This is a genomic window from Thermonema sp., assembly GCF_026003375.1.
GTDB lineage: Bacteria > Bacteroidota > Bacteroidia > Cytophagales > Thermonemataceae > Thermonema > Thermonema rossianum.
Window position 1 is genome coordinate 241,031 of the sequence record NZ_BPHD01000001.1, and the last position, 23,666, is coordinate 264,696.

General features: G+C 49.7%; 16 protein-coding genes. 7 read left to right on the top strand and 9 right to left on the bottom strand.

Features of this window, described 5'->3' with window-relative positions; all coding sequences use genetic code 11:
• Positions 1-224: 224 nt before the first annotated feature.
• The 4 genes from porV to QVE43_RS01115 form a co-directional block, all read right to left on the bottom strand.
• Positions 225-1,409: a type IX secretion system outer membrane channel protein PorV gene (gene porV / locus QVE43_RS01100; protein WP_288003897.1), complete on the bottom strand. Its 1,185-nt coding sequence runs from the start codon at positions 1,407-1,409 to the stop codon at positions 225-227.
• Between the two features lie 63 nt (positions 1,410-1,472).
• The gene (gene porU, locus QVE43_RS01105; RefSeq protein ID WP_288003898.1) at positions 1,473-4,889 is read right to left on the bottom strand and encodes a type IX secretion system sortase PorU; all 3,417 of its coding nucleotides are present in this window, start codon (positions 4,887-4,889) and stop codon (positions 1,473-1,475) included.
• A gap of 83 nt (positions 4,890-4,972) precedes the next feature.
• Positions 4,973-5,707 (bottom strand): N-acetyltransferase, encoded by a 735-nt coding sequence (locus QVE43_RS01110; RefSeq protein WP_288003899.1) that lies wholly within the window; start codon positions 5,705-5,707, stop codon positions 4,973-4,975.
• A complete protein-coding gene (locus QVE43_RS01115; protein ID WP_288003900.1) occupies positions 5,664-6,638 on the bottom strand; it encodes a glycosyltransferase family 2 protein in 975 nt (324 codons plus the stop codon). Before QVE43_RS01115 ends, QVE43_RS01110 begins: the two co-directional genes overlap by 44 nt.
• Positions 6,639-7,140: 502 nt before the next feature.
• On the opposite strand from QVE43_RS01115, the gene QVE43_RS01120 reads away from it, so the two are divergent.
• From QVE43_RS01120 to QVE43_RS01135, 4 genes are all read left to right on the top strand, one after another.
• Positions 7,141-7,389, top strand: a complete 249-nt coding sequence (locus tag QVE43_RS01120; RefSeq protein ID WP_288003901.1) for a hypothetical protein — start codon at positions 7,141-7,143, stop codon at positions 7,387-7,389.
• A gap of 95 nt (positions 7,390-7,484) precedes the next feature.
• Complete coding sequence (locus tag QVE43_RS01125) at positions 7,485-8,234, top strand: GLPGLI family protein (protein ID WP_288003902.1); 750 nt, start codon at positions 7,485-7,487, stop codon at positions 8,232-8,234.
• Between the two features lie 70 nt (positions 8,235-8,304).
• Positions 8,305-10,413, top strand: coding sequence for a carboxypeptidase regulatory-like domain-containing protein (locus QVE43_RS01130; protein ID WP_288003903.1), 2,109 nt, complete (start codon positions 8,305-8,307; stop codon positions 10,411-10,413).
• The gene (locus QVE43_RS01135; RefSeq protein ID WP_288003904.1) at positions 10,406-11,017 is read left to right on the top strand and encodes a hypothetical protein; all 612 of its coding nucleotides are present in this window, start codon (positions 10,406-10,408) and stop codon (positions 11,015-11,017) included. The genes QVE43_RS01130 and QVE43_RS01135 overlap by 8 nt, the downstream gene beginning before the upstream one ends.
• A 408-nt stretch (positions 11,018-11,425) precedes the next feature.
• Here the strand turns inward: QVE43_RS01135 and QVE43_RS01140 are convergent, their stop codons facing one another.
• The 3 genes from QVE43_RS01140 to pgeF all read right to left on the bottom strand — a co-directional run bounded on the left by QVE43_RS01140 (position 11,426) and on the right by pgeF (position 16,180).
• The gene (locus QVE43_RS01140) at positions 11,426-13,936 is read right to left on the bottom strand and encodes a hypothetical protein (RefSeq protein ID WP_288003905.1); all 2,511 of its coding nucleotides are present in this window, start codon (positions 13,934-13,936) and stop codon (positions 11,426-11,428) included.
• Positions 13,937-14,390: 454 nt separating this feature from the next.
• The gene (locus QVE43_RS01145) at positions 14,391-15,380 is read right to left on the bottom strand and encodes an isoaspartyl peptidase/L-asparaginase family protein (RefSeq protein ID WP_288003906.1); all 990 of its coding nucleotides are present in this window, start codon (positions 15,378-15,380) and stop codon (positions 14,391-14,393) included.
• Positions 15,381-15,397: 17 nt separating this feature from the next.
• Positions 15,398-16,180, bottom strand: a complete 783-nt coding sequence (gene pgeF, locus QVE43_RS01150) for a peptidoglycan editing factor PgeF (RefSeq protein ID WP_288003907.1) — start codon at positions 16,178-16,180, stop codon at positions 15,398-15,400.
• A gap of 45 nt (positions 16,181-16,225) precedes the next feature.
• Between pgeF and QVE43_RS01155 the strand changes: the two genes are divergently transcribed.
• The 3 genes from QVE43_RS01155 (at position 16,226) to QVE43_RS01165 (ending at position 19,094) form a co-directional block, all read left to right on the top strand.
• On the top strand, positions 16,226-16,642 hold the full coding sequence (locus tag QVE43_RS01155; protein ID WP_157630040.1) for a hypothetical protein: 417 nt from the start codon (positions 16,226-16,228) through the stop codon (positions 16,640-16,642).
• Between the two features lie 202 nt (positions 16,643-16,844).
• Entirely contained in the window at positions 16,845-18,530 is a 1,686-nt protein-coding gene (locus tag QVE43_RS01160; RefSeq protein ID WP_288003908.1) for an AMP-binding protein, read from the top strand.
• Positions 18,531-18,617: 87 nt separating this feature from the next.
• Positions 18,618-19,094, top strand: a complete 477-nt coding sequence (locus QVE43_RS01165; protein WP_288003909.1) for a nucleoside deaminase — start codon at positions 18,618-18,620, stop codon at positions 19,092-19,094.
• Positions 19,095-19,389: 295 nt separating this feature from the next.
• On the opposite strand, the gene QVE43_RS01170 is transcribed toward QVE43_RS01165, so the two are convergent.
• Complete coding sequence (locus tag QVE43_RS01170) at positions 19,390-21,594, bottom strand: hypothetical protein (protein WP_288003910.1); 2,205 nt, start codon at positions 21,592-21,594, stop codon at positions 19,390-19,392.
• A 21-nt stretch (positions 21,595-21,615) separates the two neighbouring features.
• Complete coding sequence (locus QVE43_RS01175) at positions 21,616-23,643, bottom strand: OmpA family protein (RefSeq protein WP_288003911.1); 2,028 nt, start codon at positions 23,641-23,643, stop codon at positions 21,616-21,618.
• Positions 23,644-23,666 lie beyond the last annotated feature (23 nt).

Sequence of the window (23,666 nt, forward strand, 5' to 3'; positions counted from 1 at the left end):
TCATTTCGAGCGCTAGCGAGAAATCTCTTTTGCTTTCTTGTTTGGCTTGGCTGTGATGAGATTTCTCCCTCCTACGTGGGTTCGTGCGTTCCTTCGCTCGTTCGAGATGACAAGCAGCGCTTCGCTTCATTCAAAACGGGGAGGGAAATTTAGATACATGCAGGCTCAAGCAAAAAAGGAGCTGGCAAAGCAGCTCCCTTTCAGCATGAATTTTTTTTAAGGTGTTAATCAGCTTCTTTTTTGTCGAACGATACGCGCAAAGTAAAACGCAAGGTTTCTGCCAAGGGGTGGTTGCGCTGGGTAGGAATCAAATAGGCTGCATCGATACCAAATACTTGATAGCGCGCCCCCAAGCCAACGGAGAAATACTTGCGGTCGCCTTTGTTTTTATGCTCGGTAGCATAGCCGGCACGTGCAAAAAAGAGGTCTTGATAGCTGTATTCCACGCCAAAATTGCCTACAAACTCTTGCAACTCTTCCTTGAAGCCGCCCGGGGCGTCGCCAAAAGAGCGGAAAATGCCTTGCAGGAGTGTTAAGTCCCTCGGGTCTTGCCCCTTTACTATGTTGCCTTGGCTGTCCACCTGAGGCGGCGTAGGCACCAGCAGTTTGTTGGCATCGATAAGGAAGGTTACCTTGTTGTAAGGGTCCAAATGCAAGCCTATGGCCGTGCCTATGCGCAAGTTGGTAGGAATGAAATCTTTCACATTGTCGTCTGAATAAGACATCTTGGCGCCTATGTTGCTGATATTCACACCAAAGGCCAGGTCCACTTCCCGGTTGCCTACATTCAGCCCTTGGCGGCGGTAGAAAGCAGCCACATCGGCACCGGCACTATTGCCCGGCTTGGCTTGGCCTGTTTGGGAAGTACTCACGTTGCCGGCAATATTCGAGTGGATGAAGAAACCGCCCACTGCCATGGAGAAATACTCGGACAACAGTACCGAATAGTGTGCCCGCACGGCAAATTCACGCGGGCGGTAATCGCCCAGCGATTGGTTGTTCTGGTCGGTGAATTGTATGTCGCCCAGGTCGAAATAGGTCAACGAAAGGTCAACGGCTTGGCGTTCATCCCACTTATAATAGCCCGAGAGGAAGGTAAGCGACATGTCGTTGACCAGCTTGCGCAGCCAAGGAGAGTACGAGAGTGACACTTCTGCTTGTTTTTCGGCAAAAGCGATGCGGGCAGGGTTCCAATAAGCCGCATTGGCATCGGCATCCATGAGCGCCACGCCGGCATCGCCCATGCCGGCAGAGCGGGCATCGGGGGCTATGTTCACGAAGGGAACGGCCGTAGTGATGGGGCGCTTGGTGGTGTCCTGTCCGCTGATGACAGGTGCCGGACTGCCCTGCCCATAGCCGGCATACAGGCTGCTGCCTGTCAGTAAAATGCTAATCCACAGTTTTTTCATCGAGTTCTTCCTGTTTGATTTCACTTGAGTAAAGAGGTGTTTCATAAGCAAAGAAAGGCGGCTTTATTCATTTTTTATGATTTTTCCTGAATAGACGGCTTCTCCTTTCGGGGCACGTAATATAAGACGGTAAATATACAAACCATTTGGCAAATTCGACAGATTGCCGCTTTCTATTCGCCACCTTTGGGGGGCGTGAGGATGATAAGCGGTGAGGGTGGCGGCTTTCTGCCCCATATTGTTGATAAGCTCAATTTGTGCATTCACTGCTTCGCCGGCTACATCGTGGGCTACCATCCAGCTGAGCGAGCTGCCGAAAGGGTTAGGATAGGTTTCCACCGTGTGGATATGCACACTTTGGCTGTCGCTGATAACGAAACGGATATTGGCTTCGGCGGGATTCATGTATGTATCCCAAGCCAGCAGGCGCAGGCTGTGTTCGCCCGGCGGCAAGTCGGAGAGGGGGTAGCGCAAAGTGCCGCGTGTGTAGTCATCGCGGTCGGCAAAATAGTAGTTGCCCGCCCGGAAGGTGAGAGAGTCATCGAGTATGAGCACAATGCCTTGTCCGCGGCTGCTGCCTGTCAGGTTGATGCCGTGTTCGTCGTAGAAGCGGGCATACACCACGGAAGAAGCGGGTACCATGTCGCCATTGCGGAAGGTAGAGTCGTTCATGTATAAGTCAATGCGGGGGGGCATGTTGTCTTCGGGATAAGTGGAAGCCGTGCCACCCACGCGCAGCCCGGCAGTGCCACCACCGGCATCTATGTTGCGAAGTGTGTCGGCTGCATACAAACTCAGCTTGCCATAGCCTTCGTAGTATTGTATGCCTTTGGGTAAGACAAACCGAAAGCTGAACTGCCCGTTGACAACGCTTGCTTTGCCCTGAAAGAGCAGGTTGTCGTAGCTGTAATAAGTCATGGGCGGGTTGCCCTGCGAGCCTTTGGTTTGCAGGGAAGTGGCTTTATCGAAAAAACGTATGCTCAATTCGCCGTCAAATGCGAGGGGTTGCCCGTTGTCGTCGGTGATGCTGCCTTCCATATGCACTTCTTCCAATGCCGATAATACTTCGTTCTGTGTGGCAGTGGCATAATCCATGCCGTTGATTCGTGTAAGGTTGATTTGATAACGCGGGTAGGCAAGTCGCAGGGCAGGGTCGCCCAGCAGGCTGAAGTTGCGGTTCACCACGCCGGCCAGACTGTTGTTTTTGGTGATGCGCATCAGGTCGCCCAAACGGGGCAGCTCCCCATCTACCGGTGTAAAGAGGGCTTCATACAGTTTCTGGTTCAGTAAGAAGTTGGTACTGGCATAGACGGGCCTTGTGGTGGTCAGCAAGCCTATGGCACCGCCCCCGGCACGCAGGATGGCTTCTTCGGCAGCCGACTGCAACGAAGGGTCATCGTAGCGCCCAAATTCACAAGTGGCAGTAACCATGAAAGGGTAGTGGTTTTGCCAGTTCCACCGGTCCCGTATGTCGTTGTAGGTGAGTATGCCTTCTTGCGTCCAGCCAAACTCGCTGCCGTGCCCGCTGTAATTGAGCAACAAACTGCCCCGCTGTAGGAGACTGTACAGCTCTTGCCGTGCGGCCGGCGATATTTCGCCTGAGGGCGTGCTTTGCTGCTCGAAAGCATCGAGCAACAGGCGGTGTGCAATATAGGCGGGGTGGTTGCTTTCCAAATAAGCAGCCAGTTGGTCGGCATCGCGCTGATGCTGGTTGTTGTCGCCGTCGTCGCCTACCAACACAAACTGCTGCCGCCAGTCGCCCAGGAAGCGGTTTTCGGTAGCGTAGGCAATGATTTTGTCCACCACGTTTTGCGCTTCCTGCAGACTGTTGCACGGAATGCGCCCTATGCCTATGTCAAGCGTATGTTCATCGGCAGGGGTAAAAAGAAAATTCTCTTTCCATTCGCCTTCATTGCTTTCCAAAAAGCCGAAGTAGTCATCCGAAGAAAAGCTATATACCGGGTGAAGGGATTGGCGCGACTCGTAAGTAGGCACCAGGCTTTGAGAACGTGTGTTTTCCAATAAGTGGCGGTAGTCATAGGAGGCATCGCCCATCAACAGCAGGTAGTGCAGGGTGTTGGGGCTTCGCTCATAGAGCATACGCACGAAGTCGCGCAGCGCGGTAGGGTCCTGCTTGCCGCCCGAAAACTCATGATATACTTGCCGGATGCTTACCACAGCTACGCTCATGCCGTCGTGTTGGCGGTGATGCTCGGCCAGTTTTTCGGCAGCGGGCAGAAAGTCGGGATATGCCACAATCAACAGTTGAGGGGTGGGCAGGGCATGAAGGTTTTGTTTTTCAATGGCTTCTATGTTTGCCGCCGTAAGAAATGGACTGCCTTGCCATGCTACGAAGAAACGGGGGGCGCCCCCGGAAAAGAAAAAAGACAGCTGTGCGTTTTGCCGGACGGCAGCCATTTGCTTTACTTCAAAGGGGTTGCTGATGTCCCACACTTTGGCATCGCTTTGTGCACCTTCTATCACAAAACGGTAGTTGCCGCTGTTTAGGGTTTGCAAGTTGGTAAAGAAAAGGGTATCGTCGGCAGCATACAAGCGGGCTAATCTTTTGCCGCGCAGCTCAATATAATTTAAATAAGCCTTGAAGGCATTGTTGGGGTACGACAGCGAAAGTTGTAGTTTGTCGTTGGTGATAAGCGAGCGCGGCACCACATAGTTGCCCGTGTCTTGTTTGGCTTTGAAGTCATATTTGCTGCCCGAGACAGGAGGCAATGCAAGCTTGCCGATGGCTTGTCCGTTGGCGGTAATATCGAGTGCCGAGGCAGTGGTGGCGGTGCCGGCAGCCACTATGCGCAATTGCAGGTCGCTGCTTAGGTCGGGCAGTTCGAAGTCCCAACTGTAGGTACGGGTGACAAAAAACATTTCGCCATACCATTCCCTGCCCGAGCCTGCCGAAAATTCGTTTTTCAGTATGTTCTGAGCGTCTTTTTCATAGTGCAAAAAATAATCATAGGTGGTCAGGGTTTGGGCGTTACTACTCGAACCGGCGGTTTCGGTTATGCGCTTTCCGTTGCCTTGCGAGTGGGTGAGGAAATAATAGTTGTACTTGTCATAAAGATGCTGCTCGTAGCGCAGTTCACCGGCTTGGTCGTCGTAATAGAGGCGGGAGGGGGCTTCGCCATAAAAAAGAATATAGTCGCCGGGGTCGAATTTGCCGTCTTCTTCGCCTGCTACACGTATGGCTACTTCTTGTAAATCACCGGGGCGGGGAGCGCTGTTGGCTTGCGGAAGCATGCCGCTGCCATGTGCATACAGACGCAGGCTGCGCGGGTCAAGGGCATCTACCGGCAAGCCGGCTTCTTTCAGTTCGTTGTAAGTGATTTTGTAAAGCCCCCGTTGCATGATGCCTATCTTCCACCACTCGCCTTGTGCCAGTACAGAAGAGGGAGCAAATTGTGCATGGGTAAGGTGCAGTGTCCCTAAAAACAGCACCAACAGAAGGTATTTAAACTTGTTTAGCATCTTTTAGTTTTGCTTCATTTCGTGTGTGAATACAACAAATAATATGCGAAGTAAGTCAATTTAACAAAAGAAGACGTCATGTTTTAAAACCAGAAATGAAATACATAGTTCTGCTTTTCTATTTGAAATCCTGCTTTTTCATAGAATTGTATTGCTTGGCGGTTGTGATATTGGGTGTTGAGGCGCAGGAAGCGGCAGCCGGCCTGCCGTGCTCTGTGGGCGGCGTGTTGCATGAGGCAGCGCCCTACGCCCTTGCCCCGCTCCGGCAAATCCACCGCAATCAGTTCTATGTAAGCGGTTGGGGGGGTGCTGCGCAATGCCAGCAGGGCGGTGGGGTGTTGAGGAGTGCCGGCTATCCATACGCTCGTGTCGGAAGACTTCAGGCAGCGTGCAATCCAGTGGCGGTACAGCCGCTCAAACTCCTGATTCCGGAAGTGAGGGTCCAGGCGAAAGCGGGAGTGTGCACCGCTTAACAAAGCGAGTGCCTCCAGGCGGGTTGTAGCGTGGGGCAGTGTATATTGACTTATACTACAGGCTGCACCGGTAGTTGCCGGGCTTGCTTGTCCTTGCAAGGGACAGACGAGGTGCACTTTGTGGTCGGTCCACAAGCCACCGGACGCCTGCATGGGCTCAATAATACCGCTTTGCACGGGGGTATATACATACAACAAGCGGATTTGCTTTTGCCGTGCTTCATCCATGAGCGCAGGAATATGGGAGGTAAGGGCATCCGCTTGCTCGAAAACATATTTTCCAACCGGATAACCGAAGAAATCACTGTCCCAGTGTAGTATTTCTATGCTCGTGGGTTTGTACATTGACAGTTTCCGAAATGACGTAAAGAGGGCGCCCCTGAATGCCCTCGAATATTTTACCTATGTAAAGCCCCAGCAAGCCCATGCACATGAGCAGCACCCCCGCCAAAAACCATATGGATATAATCAGGCTGGCATAACCCAACACGGTGATGTATCCTAAAAAATAACGAACCAAGGTGATGATGCTGAACAAGAAAGCAAGGGCAGCCAGCCCCAACCCCAGCTGTATGACCAGCCACATAGGGCGCGCCGACTGCGCCAGCATGACATCCACAGCCAGGCGCAGCAGCTTGCGCAGGTCGTAGGTGCTGTGGCGGCCGTCGGGGCGTTGCCGGTGTTTGATGTCTAGGGTTTTGGCTTTGAAGCCGGTCCATTGTACCATGGCAGGAAAGAAACGCACGGGCTCGCGCATGCGGCGCAGTGTATCCACCACTTTGCGGTGATAAATGCCAAAGTTGGCAATGCTTGGGTCGTAGCGGCGCCCGCTGAGCCAATGGAGCAGGCGGTAAAACAAGCGCCCGCCGGCTTGCTTATAAAAAGCGTGCCGCCGTTGTACACGCCGGGCAAGCACCATGTCGCAGTTGCCTTCCATGGCTGCTTCCCAGAGCGAGGCAATGGCTTCGGGTGGGTCTTCCAGGTCGCAGTCCATGACTACCACCCATTCGCCCCGGGCTATGTCCAAGCCTGCTGTGATGGCGTGGTGCTGTCCGAAATTGCGACTCAAGCGCACGGCTTTGATGTGTGCGTGTTTGCTTGCTTGTGCCTGCATGTATGGCCATGAGCCGTCGCTGCTGCCGTCATCTATCAAGATGATTTCAAACGGGCAGCCTATGCGCGCCATGACCACATGGAGCTGCTCCAGCAGTGCCGGCAACACACCTTCCGCTTCGAATACCGGGCTTACGATGGACAAGGTGGGAGTGGATGCCATGGGGTTATAAACTGCTTTCGTCGGGCAACGAAGATACAAAAAAGCAAAGTTTATATACCAACCGGAGCAAAAAGGTGTTCCTCTTTGTCATTTTGAGCATCATTTTCTGTCCTTTCGAGCGCAAGCGGGAAGTCTCTTTTTGCTTCTTGTGGCTTCTTGCGATGAGATTGAGATTTCTCACCTCACTGCGTTCGGTTCGAAATGACATACTACGCTTGCGTTCTGTGAGAAATGGCAGGTGTTGTTTGTGCTCTGTTCGAGATGATAAAAAAGCTGTTTTTGTTGTTTGAAGTTCTTGCCCGGTGTGTACCTGATTTTGTGTGATTTTTTTTACAAAATTACTTGCGTGGTGTTTTTTTTTTTTTTTTTAGACTTGCGCTGTCAATGTTCGAGCATCTTTCGATATACGATGCCGGCTTAGTATGTTGGGAGGTGTTTGGATATTGACCCGGTACCGGTAATCATTTCTAAATCATGTTGAACATTAAAAACTTAGAGAGTCATGAAAAAAGTACTGGTTTCATTACTGATTCTTGTGGCTACCTCACCCATTATTGCCAATAACGGTGGTGGAGGTGACGAGAAAGAGAAAAAGCAAGAAAAACAGCAAGTAACCGTAGAAGAACAGGCAGTGCTAAAAGAAGGGGAAGCTGCCAATGAGGAGTGGCCGGCTGTGTATTGCAAAATAACCAAAAAAGATGGCACTGTCTATGAGTGCTGGTTGTGCAACTGTCCTGGATCTTTGGAGTAAGCATAAATTGTGAGTAACCCCCTCCGGATACCCACCGTAAGGGTATCCGGAAACTTCTGTAAAGATAAAAGTACAAAATCAAAATGTTTGGTATCATGAAAAAATGTATCTACTACTTGCTTTTGTGTTTTGTTTGCTTGAGCTCTTACCACGCTGCCGCGCAGACTAACAAGGGAAGCACCGAAGGCTTGCATATCGTGTACAGCTACGCCCCCCATTTTTTTAGTAAGCCTTCGGAAGTGCATGCTTATTTTTCCGGTGCAATGAACTTATTTCAAGAATATAAACCGCTACGGGTCTATACCCCCGAAGGCGCAGAGGGTGGTAGGGCACGTGTTACCGAAAAGGAAAGCTTTCAGAAGGTATGTATCGATTATCTTAAAAAAGAGATAACCTATGAGCGCGCTTTTAAAGACTCTTCCAAGATTTATACTAAAGAACCCTTTATGGACTTACGCTGGGAGTTTACCGGCAGGAAAAAAGAAGTCTTGGGATACCCTTGCCAAGAGGCGGTGCTTACCAAAGCAGAAGTAAAGCGCCACCCGCTACTGGCTTATGATGACATTCCGGAGTATCATTTTTGGTACACTACTGCCATTCCCGCTAAAGACGGTTATTTGTTTTTTACCGGCTTGCCCGGTGCTGTGCTGCAAATAGAATATCCGGACCCCTCCTCCGGTGAACTTCACCGCATGCTGGAAGCCAAAAAAGTGGAAAAACAACCATTCCCTGCTGCTGTTTGTCAAAGCCTGACGGAGGGTTTGCGTGTGGCATCCATCCAAGAGGCTTACTACTGGAACTTCTACCAAAAGTATATTGGAAAGTCCAAAAAGAAGAAGAAATAACAACGAAGCCGGGAAGCCCGCTATCAGGGCTTCTTTGTTTCTATGTTGGTCCTTAAAGCTTTGGAAAGAGATGGAGTTGAAGATACTTAACCGGCTTTTGGGGTTTTTATTGGCGGGCATTTGCGGCTTTCCTGTTACACTTTGGGCACAATACCACATAGAAGGGCGAGTGACGGATGCCCAAACGGGCGAGCCTGTGCCGGTTGCTATGGTGTCGTTGTTGCCTCAGCAGGGCGAGCAAACCCTTGCTTACACGCTCACGGACCAAGCGGGGCGCTTTGCTTTTTCTTATGGGGGCGAAGTGCGGGTGCTGCGTTTGGTGATACGTCATTTGAGCTACCGGGAATATGCTCAATTATTGGTGCTGGCAGAAGAGAATACGGCACCGGTAGTGATACGGGCAGCCTTGGAGCCCCAGGAGTTCGAGCTGGGCGAGGTGGTGGTGCAGGAGGCGCCGCCCATTATTGTCAAGCAAGACACCGTCATCTACAACGTAGAGCATTGGCAACAAGCCGGCGACCAAACACTGGAGGATGTGTTGCGCAAGATGCCCGGTTTTGTGGTGCTGCCCAACGGCGACATTCAGTATAATGGCAAGGTGATTCAAAAAGTATTGGTGGACGGCAAGGAGGTATCGAACGTAGGGACGGCAGCCGTTACGCGCTCCATTGACCCATCGAAGGTGGAAAGCGTGGAAGTGCGCACCAATGAAAAAAATCAAAAGCTGAAAAACAGTTTGCTCGACCGCAATGAGTTGCTTGTTTTGGATGTGAAGCTGAAAGAAGACGTGAAGCAGTCTTTTTTCGGCAGGTTGGGCGCGGAGGGCAGCTTTCAGGCAGAGGAGCTTGCCGCGGGTGGCTATGCCAACCTGATGCATGTAGGCAAGCAGGCTGCAGCCCAACTGATTGCCGAGCAAGAGCCGGTGGGAATCACAGAAATCTCCATCTATGATTTGCGTAGCATCGGTACCGATGCTTTGGCTGAGCTGTTTAGTTTGCCGGCAGACTTTGAAGAATTGAAGCGCCGGGAAGGGTATGCGGCTGTCCTTTATGGCTTTCGTGATTATCTGCGCAACCCGAATACCATTGCCGGCATCAGCACCAAATGGCAGCTTTCGCCTCATTCAGAGCTGACGGTGGCTTCTTTTAATCAACACAATGAGCTGACCACACAGAGCAATACCCGTTGGGATTTTGCAGGGAATAACTCTTTCAACGAGTGGCGCAATAAAGTCTTTCAACTTGACTTTCAAAACAAGAGTAAGCTGCTTTGGGAGCGGGATACTGAAAAAAGCAAAAGCCGGGTAGCGCTGAATGTGGACTATAGGGATGTGCGTCCCAATACTTTAAACGAAGAAAGCACTTCCGGTCTGTATTACGACTTTCGCAGCCGGCAACAACGTATGGCGTTATTACCTACGGTCTTTTATGAGCGTTTGCTGAACGAACGCTGGGCTATACAGCTCAAAGGAGGTTATGTGTACCGCCTGCAAGATATCGATAACCGCCTCCTCCACAACGATTCTTCATATGCCACTTACTGGCAGGATGACAACGGCAATTTTATTAATCATTTTCGCCAGAGCCGCCGCTACCTTCAGCATGCTTTGAAAAGCGCCGCTTTGCTGCAATACACTACTGCTTCCTTGGGGGATTTCAGACTGGGGGGCGCTTGGGATTTCAACCATATGGCAGCAGACAAAAAAGCAAGCTACTATGCCGGCGAAAACTGGAGCCCTCTCTCGCCTTCTGCTTTTGATGGAAGCATAGAAGGTCTGCAATCGTATCTGATAAAGCCATTTTTCACACATAATTTTCAGGCAGGCGGTCTTCTGTTGAGTCACACTTGGGCATGGGCGCACCAATGGTATCCCTCGCTACCCGGTAACCATATGCGTGTAAAAAGCCGCTTGGAGTATGAAGTGCTGCTTATCTGCCAACCTCGCTTCATGGAGCTTAACGCTTCTGTTTCGCGCCGCCTGCTTGATTTCCCGCTTGTAGCCTTGACCCCCGGTGACGAACTGGAAGACTTCCGCAGCATTGTTCGCACCCGTCAGTTGCCGCTTGAGCCACAGGTAGGGCAGGTGTTTTCTTTCACTGCCTCGAGGTCGTGGATAGGTAGCTGGGACTTTTTGTCTGGCAGTAGCAAGAGGCAAAACACGCAACGCACCTTTGTTTAGAGTGCAAAATGTACCTTTTATTGAGCAGCTCTATGCCCAACAACTTGCCGACTACTGGATGGGCGAGATACAGCTGACAAAAAACTTCCTCGACCCGGCATTAAAGTTGGAATTCGTGCAGTCTTTTCTGCAAAACGGGCAGGAAAACATAAACGGAGCCGACAGCAGCACCTACCGTTCCGATGCCGTGCGCTGGATGACGGAGCTGAATGCCCACTATGGCGGTATGCGCAGCCGCTGGAAGCTCACTTGGTACAACAAGCTGTCGAACTATGCTTTTCGCAATGAATTGATAGAAGGTGTGCCGGTGCAGCGTATGTTTTCTTCTACTTTGGGTGCAGACTATGAGCTGATATTGGAACGTCTGTTGGCATCCGTAAGCAGCCGTTATGTTTATTTCTACGATGCCCAATCTGCCACTTTTTGGGAGCTGAACGCCGCATTGAAGTATATCACTCCGCAGTGGCAGGTGGAGTTGTCGGCAGGCAACCTTTTAAACAACCGTGAGTTTGTCATGCAGGACATAAGCCCCTTGCTTATCAGCACGAATTACCGGCGTGTGTTGCCGCGCTATGTGAAAATAGGGATAAGACGGACGTTTTAAGGCTTTGTTTTGGGAGGTGCCCCCTTATGTCGCTATGGGCACTTCCTTTTTGCTTTATTTCCGGCTCTTCACTTTCTGTCCTTTCGAGCGCTGCGGGAAGTCTCTTGCCACAAACGGGCTTGGCTTGACGGGATGTCTCACTTCGTTCGACATGACAAAAAGTAGAAGGAAATTTGGCTTGAAGGGATGGGGTTCTCTTTGAGTTTTTTTGCTTTTTCAGAAGCACCTTTTGGTCTTCTTGTTCTTTCTTTGTCATTTCGAGCGTAAGCGAGAAATCTCATGCTGAATGAGCTTCGAAAGGGGATGAGGCTATTTATGCTTTCCGGGATGGTAAAAGGAACTTTACTCATAAAAAAAGACCGGATTACCTATTCCGGTCTTTTTCTTAGTTGTGTTTCTTGGCTGTTTTCAATACTGCGCCAAGCGCTCCATGCAAACTGTTTCGTTGTCTATCTCCAGCAGTTGGGTGCTTTCGTGGGGAAGGTTGCTCTTCCATTCAATGCTCAAAGTGGCCGGTTTCAGTTCGCACAGCTGTGCGGCCGGGATATAAATTTCAAAATAACCGTCGGCAAGGGTAGGACGAAACTCGCCTGCTTCGCTCACCGGTTGGGTTTGGGTGATAAGATGGTTTATTTCTTTGCCTTCATGGAGCAGGCGGAAATAGAAGCGCAGGCGGGTGCCCCAATCTGCCAGCACCAAGTCGGGCATTTCGTAGTGAAAGCGCAAGACGGTATGCTCTACGCTTTCTATCTTTTGTTTGCGGCTGTCAACCAACTGAACACGCACCAGCTGGGTGGCAGGCAGCTCTTGGGGCAAGGGTACGCTGAGCATGGCGTGCAGGAAGTCTGCCTCCTTGTCTTTTAGGGCTACTCTGATGTGCTTGCCTTCTTCTACTGCATAAAGCGGCAGGAAAAACTTCCATTCGCCCGTGCCCGCCTCTAATTGATAGCCTTCCGGATGAATGTTGGCGTTGCCTTTGATGAGGTGAATGTATGGGATACCTTTTTTGGCGGCAAAGGTGCTGTCGTAATATTCTACAAAAAGAAGGGTTTGCGACTCATCGAAGTTGCGGGTGCGCAATACTACGCTTACTTCATAGCCTTGTACGCCTTGATAAAGGCTTGGCGTAAGGGCAATGTTGCGCGCCATGACAGCCAATGCGGGGCTGCTCTTTATTTGCAGACTGCCGCTTTCCACTACGCCTTTGCTTAAACTAACCTCGTTGTGGTTGTTTTGGGCAGTCCATTCGTGGGTAGTGAGCAGCATATGTTGCCGCGAGGGGTCGGCATGCCATAGCTGCCATTGCAGCAAGTCGCCTTCGGCTGCATAGGTGGTGAAGGTTTGAGCGGGCACTTCGCTTGCTTCGGGGTAAACCTCGCTTTGTCCGAATACTTCTTTTCCCACCAATGCCTGCACAAATACATTGGGGGCTTTTTTTCTGATGTACTGTGGGTAAGCAGGTATGTTGTGGCGTTCGCTGCTCCATGCAGAGTAGGGGCGCAGTGCCAGCCGGCTTTGTTGCATGTGTACACGGTAGCGTGCTGCCTGTTCAAATGATATTTTTTGCCGGTGAATACTTTTCTTATGCAGTTTTCCTTCCAGGTCGGTAAAGTGTAACACCAGCCATGCCTCTTGTTTGCCGCTTGGCAGGTCTATGTCTTTGTAAGGAATCAGCCAGTCGCCGGAGAAGTGTAGCATGGCTTCGCTTGGCTTGGTGATGAGGTAATGATAGCTTGCCGCTTGGTTGAAATAGTATTCCGGTGCTTGCCGGGGTTCATAAAGAATTTGTCCGTCTTCTGTTTCCAAGGTGGCATACAGACAGTAGTAAGACAACGCAGGCTTGTTGCCGGCGCCTTCTATGACCTCATGTCCGTAGTTGAAGGTGCCTTGTGCCGACACAAGCAGCCCGTTTAAACCTTGTTTTTTTTGCTTTTCGATAACGGACAACTGCGAAAAATTGATTTTCTGCGAGCGGTAGGAATACATCTTGGGCTTGAACACCATCAACGATTGGCTGCCTGCTTCATAGCGGTGGCTTCTGTCGAAATTGTAAACAACTACCTGAATATTGACTTGATGATTGCCGGGCGTAAGCTTGAGGTGCTCATAGGGCACGAATAGCTCCACTTCTTCTATAAGCTGCCGGTCAAACTTTGGATTTTCTATGGGTTGTATTTTAGCCCATCGTTCGTACCAGCGTTCGCCGTCTGTTGTTTGAAATACGGTGTTGCCGCTGCTGTCGCTAATGATAAGCCCTACAAAAAAAGTACCTGCTTCAGCCGGGCGGTCGGGAGCCGCAAAGGCATCGTGTGGGTGGGCGGCTTTGAGATTGAAGCGCACATTGAAGCCTTTGGTGCCACTCTTGGCGTCGGCCTGCAGCAGCAGGTGATCGAAACTAAACGATTGAGCCGTGTAGTCCAGCGAGCGATTGCCTTGTATCTCTATGCTTAGCGGACTTTGGTGAATGCTTCCAAAGTCTTTGGGGTTGTCGAACTCACCGGTGCGGGCGTGCAGTTCAAAGATGAGATTGTGCTTGCCGGCCGGCAGGTTCAGCTCACTTTGCGGGACACGCAAGATGAGCCCTTCGGCATAAGCTTTGCCCGGGTTCGAAAAGCTCTCGGTGGCAAGCGCCGCTACGTAATTTCTGGGGTTATTGTACAGCTCCTTGCCGGAAGCAGCCTCCTTGATGACGGCATAAAACTTATAACGCGAATTGCTTAAATCTTTTACCGGAAACTTGAAATAGCAATTAAAAGTTGCTTTAATAAAACGCTTTCCTTCATGCACATCTTCGCTGTTGAGCTGAAAGGAGCGAATGGTAAACTGCTGCCGGTGATGGAGAGGAACACTTTGTGCCCATACAGTCTGAACAAGGCCAAGTGCTACAATCAAGCAAACAGTTAGAAAGTGTGGTTTCATAATCTTAGGACTTAATATTCTTTGCCGTAAAGAGAAGTGCATATCCATGACATTAAAGCGTGAGCAAGAATAGTTTCAATCTACAATTTGAAAAAAAGGAAATGTATTGTCAAATAAGCACCTACGACAATATGTAAGCTTTGGTTTGTTTGTTTGTGCTTATTTTAATGTATTTGAGTCTTTTTCTTTCAAAGAAAAAAACACTTTTGACTTATTTAAAAGAAAATAAGCTTTGCAGTGGCTGTCAATTGCCGGTGTAATAGTTTCTTTTAAAAACTCCATTTTAGTCTTGCCAAAATTACATTCCCCTGATTTTTGAAACTTTTGTCTGTTTCGGCAAAATAGACTTGTGTTCGGAGCTATGCTTTTTTGCTTTTCCGCTAATTGAAAAAGAATAAAAAAACGCATAAAAACACAAAAAAAGACTGCCCGTGGGCAGCCTTAATTAAGTTTTTTATTGCTCATCGTCGTAAATCATGACTTTTATGTTACCTTGGGTGTCCACATAGCCCCGGTACATACCTTTGGTGTTGAAGGGCATGGCTATGTTGCCTTGGCGATCCAGTGCAATGACACCGCCATCGCCGCCCAGCTTGCCTACTTTGTCTATGACCGTTTGTGCTGCTTCCTGCACACTCATGCCTTTGTATTTCATGAGGGCTACAATATCGTGGGCCACGGCAAGACGGATGAAGTACTCGCCCCAGCCGGTAGCCGAAACGCCACAAGCTGCATTGTCGGCATAAGTGCCGGCACCGATAATGGGCGAGTCGCCCACACGTCCGAAACGTTTCATCATCATGCCGCCGGTAGAGGTGCCCGCAGCCAAGTTACCGGCTTGGTCCAGTGCCACGCAGCCCACGGTGCCATGTTTTTCTATTTCTTCATAGTCGAGGCTTTGTTTGCCGCTTTTTTGTTTTGCCCGTAGGTACTGCTGGTAGCGTTTTTCATCTTTGAAATAGTCCGGTTCCACCATTTCCAAGCCCACAGAGCGGGCAAAAGCTTCTGCACCTTCGCCCGTCAGCATCACATGGGGGGAGCGTTCCATGACGGCACGGGCCGCTTGAATGGGGCTTTTGATGCGCCGCACGCCTGCCACGGCACCGGCATTGAGTGTCTTGCCATCCATAATGGAGGCATCCAGTTCGTTGGTGCCCGCATCGGTGAAGACAGCACCGCGGCCGGCATTAAACAGCGGCGATTCTTCCAGTATTTGAATGGTGGCTTCTACCGCATCCAGGCTGCTGCCACCACTTTGCAAGATGCCGTATCCTTTGCGGAGGGCTTCTTCGAGCTTTTGCCGGTAAGCTTTCTCCAGCTCCGGTGTCATGCGGTCACGCGAGATGGTGCCTGCACCACCGTGCACTACGATGGCAATGGGCGATTGACCATAGCACAAAGAAAAGATAAACAGTTGCAGAAAAAGAGTTAGAAAGGTACGCATAAGCTTTGTGTTTTTAATTAACGATGAGGTTCAAGCATGATGACAGAGGCAAAACGCCCGCTTTTTGTGCCTTCGCGACGGGCAGAGAAAAACTGTTCTTTGGCTTCATAGGTGCATACTGCATATGATTGAATGTTTTCCGGCGGAATACCTTCCGCCATGAGTTGGGCTTTGGCTACTGCCGGCAGGTCAGCATGATAACGTCCGCTTTCTTTTTTTCGTATACATACCTGAGAGCGAAAGGCAACAGGTACGGCATCTTGAAGAGCCGTCGCCACTTCTTCACCCACTTCATAATATTGTACTGAAATATGTGGACCAATGCCAACCACCAGCTGCTTGGGCAAGACACCGTAGGCCTTTTTCATCTGACGGATGCTTTCGGGAATAATGCCCGCTGCCAAGCCACGCCATCCGGCATGAACGACGCCTATGGCAGCTGCTTGGGGCGCATACAGCAACAGGGGTACACAGTCAGCCGTAAGCACACACAAGGCAATCCCTTGGCGGTTGGTTATCATGGCATCGGCTATGGGTGGGGGCGCGCCTGCTTTGTCAATGACTGCTACCGTATGGCCGTGCACCTGCTGCATGAAACAAAGGTGAGCCGGTGGAATATCCAAATGCTGTGCTACTATCTGCCGGTTCTTTTGCACATGCTCCGCCCGGTCGCCGACGTGCATGCCCAAGTTCAAAGAAGCATAAGGCGGCAGGCTGTATCCGCCTGTGCGCGTGCTAATCAAGTGCTTTACCTTTTCGTCAAACTGAAAGGGCGCAATGAAGACAGGATGTCGCTGCATAAGCTGTGTTTCTTTTCCTTATATTAGCCTTTAAATTCAACAATTGTGACAAGGAATGCAAGTTGGTATTGGGTTATATGCCTTTGTTGTTATGGGCACATAGCGGCGGCGCAGAGCACTCTTTGGAAAGGGCAGTGGCTGCTTCATGAGTCGGCGTGGTTTACACAAGAGGCTTTTTGCTTAGATTCCCTGCCGAAAAAAGAAGGCGCCTATCTCTTGCTTGTGTTTGATGAGGGGCACCGCTTGCATCTGTCTGTGCCCGGACATGTAGCCATTTGTGAATCACCGGCCGTACAGTTGGACTCCGGAGCATGGTGGTTGGAAGGCAACTCCTTGCTGTTGTATCTAAAAGGGAAATGGGGCGACGGGCAGGGATTTGAATATAAAATACAATATGAGTGGAAGGCAACCCCGGGGCGTCGTTGTTTGAATGTGCTTCGAATATTACATGCTAAAGAGTAGCACAATCATAAGAAGTTATTGACTTTTATGTTGCTGCTGTGTTCGTTTCTATCTCTGATTTTCAGAGGGATAATAAAAAAAAAGCTCTGAATGCAGAACAATCTACGGCATTTTCATTATCTTGCCTGAAAAGTTTTATTTTTTTGTTGAAAAAACAAATTTCTCTTATTTTTAAGAATAAGACAACCAAACACACACGGTTATGAAAAGCGACTATCCATGGTTTAAAAGTTACCCTGCGGGGGTGCCCCACGAAATCAATCCCGATCAATACAGCTCTTTGGTAGATATGCTTGAAGAAAGCTTCCGCAAGTTTGCCGACTTGCCGGCTTATGAGTTCATGGGATGCGTGATGAGTTACAAAGAGCTGGAAGAAAAGTCGAAGCACTTTGCAGCTTATTTGCAAAGTTTGGGGCTGAAAAAGGGCGATAAGTTCGGCATTCAGATGCCCAATGTTATGCAATATCCGGTGGCTTTGTTTGGGGCTTTGCGCGCAGGCTTAACGGTCGTCAATGTGAACCCGCTTTATACCGAGCGGGAAATGGAGCACCAATACAATGACGCCGAAGTCAAAGCCGTGATTATCTTGGCAAATTTTGCCGACAAGTTGGCGCACATATTGCCCAAGACACAAATCAAGCATGTGATAGTCACCGAAATAGGAGATATGCTGGGCTTCAAGCGCTTCTTGGTCAACTTCGTGGTGAAGTACATCAAGAAGATGGTGCCCAAATTCCACATTCCGGGGGCTGTTTCTTTCCCGGACGCGCTATCGAAGGGAGCAAAGGTGCAGTATGTGCGTCCTGAAATCAACAATGAGGAGCTGGCATTGCTGCAATATACTGGGGGCACCACAGGCGTATCGAAAGGCGCCATGCTGACCCACCGCAACCTGGTAGCTAACCTGCTGATGATCAAAGCTTGGATGCTGGGGCTTGAAGAAGGAAAGGAGATAGCCATTACGCCTTTGCCTCTGTATCACGTTTTTGCGCTGACGGTCAACTGTTTCCTGATGTTCAGTGTAGGCGCAAAGAATGTGTTGATTGCCAATCCCCGGGATATCCCCGGTTTTATCAAGGAGCTGAAAAAGCATAAGTTTACTACAATGACGGGCTTGAATACGCTTTTCAATGCCCTGCTCAACCATCCTGACTTTAAGGAAGTTGACTTTTCCCGTGCAAAATATATTGTGGCCGGTGGCATGGCCATGCAACGGCCGGTAGCCGAACGCTGGAAAGAAGTAACCGGAACCATCATAGCCGAAGGGTATGGTTTGAGCGAAACGTCGCCGGTGCTTACCTGTAATCCCTTGGATGGCACTGCCCGCATTGGCACCATAGGCTTGCCCGTGCCCAGCACCGAGTTGAAAATAGTAAAAGAAGACGGCACGGAAGCCGGCATAGATGAGCCCGGTGAAATCTGGGCGAAGGGTCCGCAGGTGATGAAAGGCTATTGGAACCGCCCCGATGAGACCGCCAAGGTCATGACCGAAGACGGCTGGTTTAAAACCGGCGACATAGGAGCCATGGATGCCGACGGCTTCTTCCGCATTGTAGACCGCAAGAAAGACATGATTTTGGTTTCGGGCTTTAATGTATATCCCAATGAAGTGGAGGAGGTGGTAGCCGGGCACCCCAAGGTGCTGGAAGTGGCTGCCATTGGGGTGCCTGACCCACAATCTACGGAGCGGGTTAAAATATTTGTGGTGAAAAAAGACCCTTCGCTTACCGAAGAAGAGTTGATGGCTTACTGCAAAGAAAATCTGGCGGGCTACAAGGTGCCCAAATACATTGAATTCCGCGATGAGTTGCCCAAATCGAACGTAGGTAAAATCTTGCGCCGCAAGCTCAAGGAGGAAGAAATGCAGAGAGCGGGCAGCTCTGCTTAACGAACGTATGAAAGCATGGGGAAGAGGTTGCCTGCTCGCTAAGGCTGCCTTTTCCTCTTTTTATTTTTACGGTTTAAAAAAATAAGCATGGAAGATAAACACTTGCACTACTTACAATTGGCAGCAGAAGAAGCACAAAAAGGGGTGCTTCAAAATGAGGGAGGACCTTTTGGCGCTGCCATTGTATGTGGGGGCGAACTGATAGCCCTCGCTCATAATGAAGTGCTGAAGACCAACGACCCTACGGCTCATGCCGAAGTGGTGGCTATAAGACGGGCAGCTGCCAAACTAAAACGCTTTGATCTGTCCGACTGCATTTTATATGCCACGTGCGAGCCTTGTCCCATGTGCTTGTCGGCGGCTTATTGGGCTAAAATAAAAGTGTTGATATATGCCTGCACACGGCACGACGCGGCACAGGCCGGCTTTGATGATGCTTTTATTTACGACGTATTGGAAGGAAAAGCCACGAAAAAGCGGATGCAAACGCTTCAAATAGGGCGGGATTTGTGTTTGCCGGTATTCGAGCTATGGCAGAAGAAAGGTGATAAAACTCTTTATTAGGTTTAAAAAATGGATCTTCTGAAGGCAGAATGGCGCCGGTTGATCGTGGCAAACTATGAGGTGCCGGACCGGATAAATGTTGATTTTAAAGAGGTGTACGGAAAAGAATTTGCTTTTTTAAACAGTCAAGCGCCTTGTTCGGTGTTTTTAGCCGAAGGGTCGGCTGTTCGGGTGAGTAACAGACGTAAAATCAGAATAAAGTAACTATCTATTTTTTCTCCATTTCAAGAGAGCCCGGCAAATAAAAAAAGACACCTTGCAAGGTGTCTTTTTTGGGAGTGTATGGCTTTATGCTTTATGGTTTTTGAAAGGGATAGTAAAAATCAAGCTCGCTGTCTATAATAAGGTGCAGGCTTTCGGAGGGGTTGAAGCGGAATGTCTGAAATTTCCATGTACCCATGCTCCCCAATAAGTGGATGGCCTTATCGGAGGCTTTATAAACTTGATAAACAGCCAATGGTTGCTTGGAAGGGTAGTAGTTACGGCGGGTGATATTGCCTAATTTGGAGCTGTACTTTACGGCAAACACATTGGTGTGGTGTGCCAAATTATTGACCCGGCTTACTGCTTTTTCCCCATCGGGGAAGCTGATTTCGCTGAAATTGCCGATGACCACATAGCCACGTTCTACCGGTACGAGGTTCACCACATTGCCTAAAAGACGAAACTCCTGTTGCCAGTTAAGCTGCCCGTTGCTTGCTTTGGCTTCTATGAGCAGAACTTTTTCATTAGCGGTAGCCGGGTCGAAGAGGGCTTGCCCTTTGGCAAGTAATGTCCAATAGCCAAAAACATCATTGTAGCGAATAAAGCGCGGGCAGTCAGTAAAAGGAAGGGGGACCTTTTCAATGCGCTTGCCTGCATTGCTAAATCGTTCTATGGCAGCTTTTTGTATGCTATAAGGACCCGTGGCGCAGGCAACGGCGGTTACCAGGCAGCCGTCTTCGGTGAGGGTCAGTGAGGTGTAAGCAGTGGAGGTTTGTGCTTCACTTTCTTTTTCTTGGTGCATCCATACAACCTTGCCTTCCGATATTTTTACCACGAAACCGGTCAGTTGGTCATTGGCTGCGCGACGGAAGCCGCAGAGATAATAATTGCCTGCACCGTCTTTTACGCTTTCAGCCACGACCCATTCGCCTTCTTTTACCTCGTCAAGTGGGCGCCAGTTGGGGGTGGTAGGCAAAGGTACATTTTCGTAAGAAGTGACCGGCATGCTTTCCAGCAGACGGTTGATTTGGTCTTTTACCTCTGTCTCCAGCCGGCGTACCTCTTGATTTATCCAGGCATCTTCTTGTGACAGGGCCTGGCGCAAGGTGTTGAGTGAAGTATAGCGGCTATTCAATATGGTTTCATACTTTTTAAAGTTTTTTTCATTGGCTGCAGCCAATGAAGCAGATAGCGCTTCTTTGGCTTTTCCACCATAGAAAAGCAGTTCGCTGAATCGCTGTGCTTCTTCGCGTGCATCTAAATTGGTTTCGAGCTTGGCAATTTGCTCTGCTTGTGCATAGGCAGATTTGTGTGCATAATATTCTATCAAGTTGGATATGAGTGAGTTGTAATCATAGCGGTTCAGTTTCAGCAACAGTGGGCGATCTATTTCATAACTTTGCTTGTTGTCGGCAGCTTGTATGGCCTCTTTAAAGGCGGCCGCCAGCGACTGTTTGAGTGGTTTTATTTCTTTTTGAATATTTTCCACGGTTTGCCTTGCCCACTGTGCATAATTCCACAGTTGAATGTCGGGGCGCAGAAAGTCTACGAAAGGCTCCACGCCATCTATGCGGAAATCCACAATAGGGCGCACCGTATATCTTTGGTTGTATCCTTCAAGCGGATATTGGTCGAGTGCCCGGCGGTAGCGATCGAGGTAATAAACAGTGGAGTCATAGTGCAAAGCCAGCCGGTTGAGTGTCTCGATCACGTTTTCATCGGCCAGTATAAGCAGCTCTTTGTAGGTATAATACTGTTCGGTGAGGCCGTTATAAAGACGCAGGCTTGCGTCGTAGTGTTCTACGGCTTTTCCAAAATGCCGTAGGATGGTGCTTAGGTTTTCTTTGAGCCGGCGATAATGAGCTATTTTTTGCTCAATGACAGGCTTTACCTCGTTTATTTCTATTTTGGGCTTTCCGCTGGCTTTGTCCTCTTCATCGAAAAAATCCTCATAATACTCTGCATTTTTGCGCAGTTCTTTTTCGGTAAGGCGCTTATCGAACTCCGAGAAATAGTAAATGCAACTATCGGCATAGCGCATGACGATATGCCCTTGAAGCAGCGGGTCGAAGCGGTTGGCGCGCTGTTCGCTGATGCGTGCCAACTGATAGTAGGCATTGATGGCATCGGGCTCTTTTTGAAGGTAAATGTGCAGCATGCGGTAGGCTTGCAAGTAATTTCCTTCCTGTATTAAGGGGTAAATGTCGCGGCTGTATTTGATTTTTTGCCCATAGAGGGGGGCCATGCCCATGCACCAAAGGAACAGAAATAATAAGTGTTTATATGTTACTTTCATAGTTTCGCAGTTTTAAAGTTTTTAAATACCGATGACAATTAGCTCACACCGTCTGTTTTTTGCCCGGTTTTCATCCGAGTCATTGGGCACTACGGGCTGTGATTCGCCGTAGCCCTTAGGTACCATGCGCTCTTCGGGAATACCAAATTTTTTAAGGTAATTGAACACACTTTGTGCGCGTGCTTGCGACAGGCGTTGGTTGAAGGCTTCTGAACCCTTGTCGTCGGTATGGGCAGCCAGCTCTATTTTGAGTGTGGGGTTTCTTTGCATCAGTTCTATCACCTTTTTCAGTTCACGTTCCGAAGCATCGGAAAGCTCTGCCGAACCGGTCTCAAAATAAATATTGTTGAGTGTCAAGCGGGTGCCTATTTTCAGCGGTGCCAGCTCAATGACTTTCTTTCTTTCTGCATCTTTGGCACTGATGACCGGGTTTTTATCTGAATAGAAGGCATAGCCCGCGGGGTTGCGTACTTCCAGCTCGTACTCGTCCGATTCGCGGATATGTACCTTGTAATAACCGGGGGTGTTGCTGCTGCTCTCGTCCAAGGTAATTACTTCATTCCGGCTGCGGTTGACCAGCACCACCGTAAAGGGTAAGCCTTCGCCGGTTTCGAGGTCTTTGACTATGATTTCATATTCTTTGGTTTCCGGGCGTAAAACAGCATCCTTTTCCACTACATTGTAGCGCACTTTGCCGCTAAGATCAATGACAAAGCTGGTGTCTATGTAGTTGCCGGCTTCTACTTTGAGCCGGTAGCTTGCGCCAATGGGTAGCTTGAGGGTGGTTCTGCCATTTTCGGTTTGTTGCCGGGCTATTTGTTGTCCGCCCTCTTGTTTGGTTACCAATATTTGGGCGTTCAGTGGTTCGTAGATGAGGCGGTCAATGGCGTTGACATGTACGTCTGCCGTGCGGAACAGCTCTATATCGCGTTCAAACTCTTGGTATTTGTCCAGCTTTCGCAGATCGAATTCAAAAAAATAGACCGTATATCCTTGCTTTTCCACTTCTATGATGTAGCGTTTCCCTTCCGATAGCACAACGGTATAACGCCCATCAGAGGGGTTGTTTTCCAGCTGCATAAGCTGTTCGGTTGTTTCCGCATCATATACATTGACATGGGCGCCGATGCCTTGCTTGCTTTCGCCATCGCGGATGTAGCCTTGGATGGTGATGTTCCGGTTCTGCCGGAACTTTGGCGGAATGGGTACTGTGTAAATGTCGTTGTTGGTTACGAAGTAAAGCAAGTCGCCCGAAGCCGATACGCTGGCAAACTGGTCTCGTTCGGGGGTGCTGGCAAAGTCCATTAAGACAGGATTGCTCCAGTCGCCTTCTTCGTTACGTCGTGAAAGGTAGAGGTCAAACTCACCGATGCCGCCCTCCCTTATAGAGGAAAATATGAGGGTTACATTGTCGGACATGATACGTGGGGCTTTTTCGCAGCCTAAGTTGATAGGCATGGGCAGCGGGTAAGGCTTTTGCCATTGTCCGTCTTTGCCCTTTTCGGCAGCGAAAATACGGTAGCAGATAGCATCGCCACGGGTGAGGATGTCGCCATCTTCGCCGGTGCTTTCCCGGATGAAGTAGAGCGTTTTGCCATCGGCAGAAATACAAGGGAAGCCTTCGTAAGCAGGCGTGTTGATGACCGGACCAATATTTTGAGGCTTACTCCACCGGTCGCCAATGCGCCGGCTGTAGTAAATGTCTTCACGCCCGTATCCGTCTTTGAAAGAAGCAAAGAAGTAGAGCGTGTTGCCATCGTAACTGATGGAAGGTCCGCCGATGAGGTCGGTATCGCCTCCATACATATTGACCGAATCGATGGGTTCGGGGTTGGTCCAGCGCCCGTCACGCAGATAGCTTACATACAGCTCCCACTTGCCGTTGTTCCGGTTGGTTTCGAAAATCATGGTCCGCCCATCGGCGCTTACGGTGGGGGCGTACTCTATGGCTGCTGTATTGATGGGTGGGGGTAGCGGTTGCTTTTGCGCTCGCAGCCATGCGGGCAGACACAGCAGACACAGTAGAAAAAGATAAATGTTCTTGTTCATGTTTCAAGATGGTTTTTAGTGTT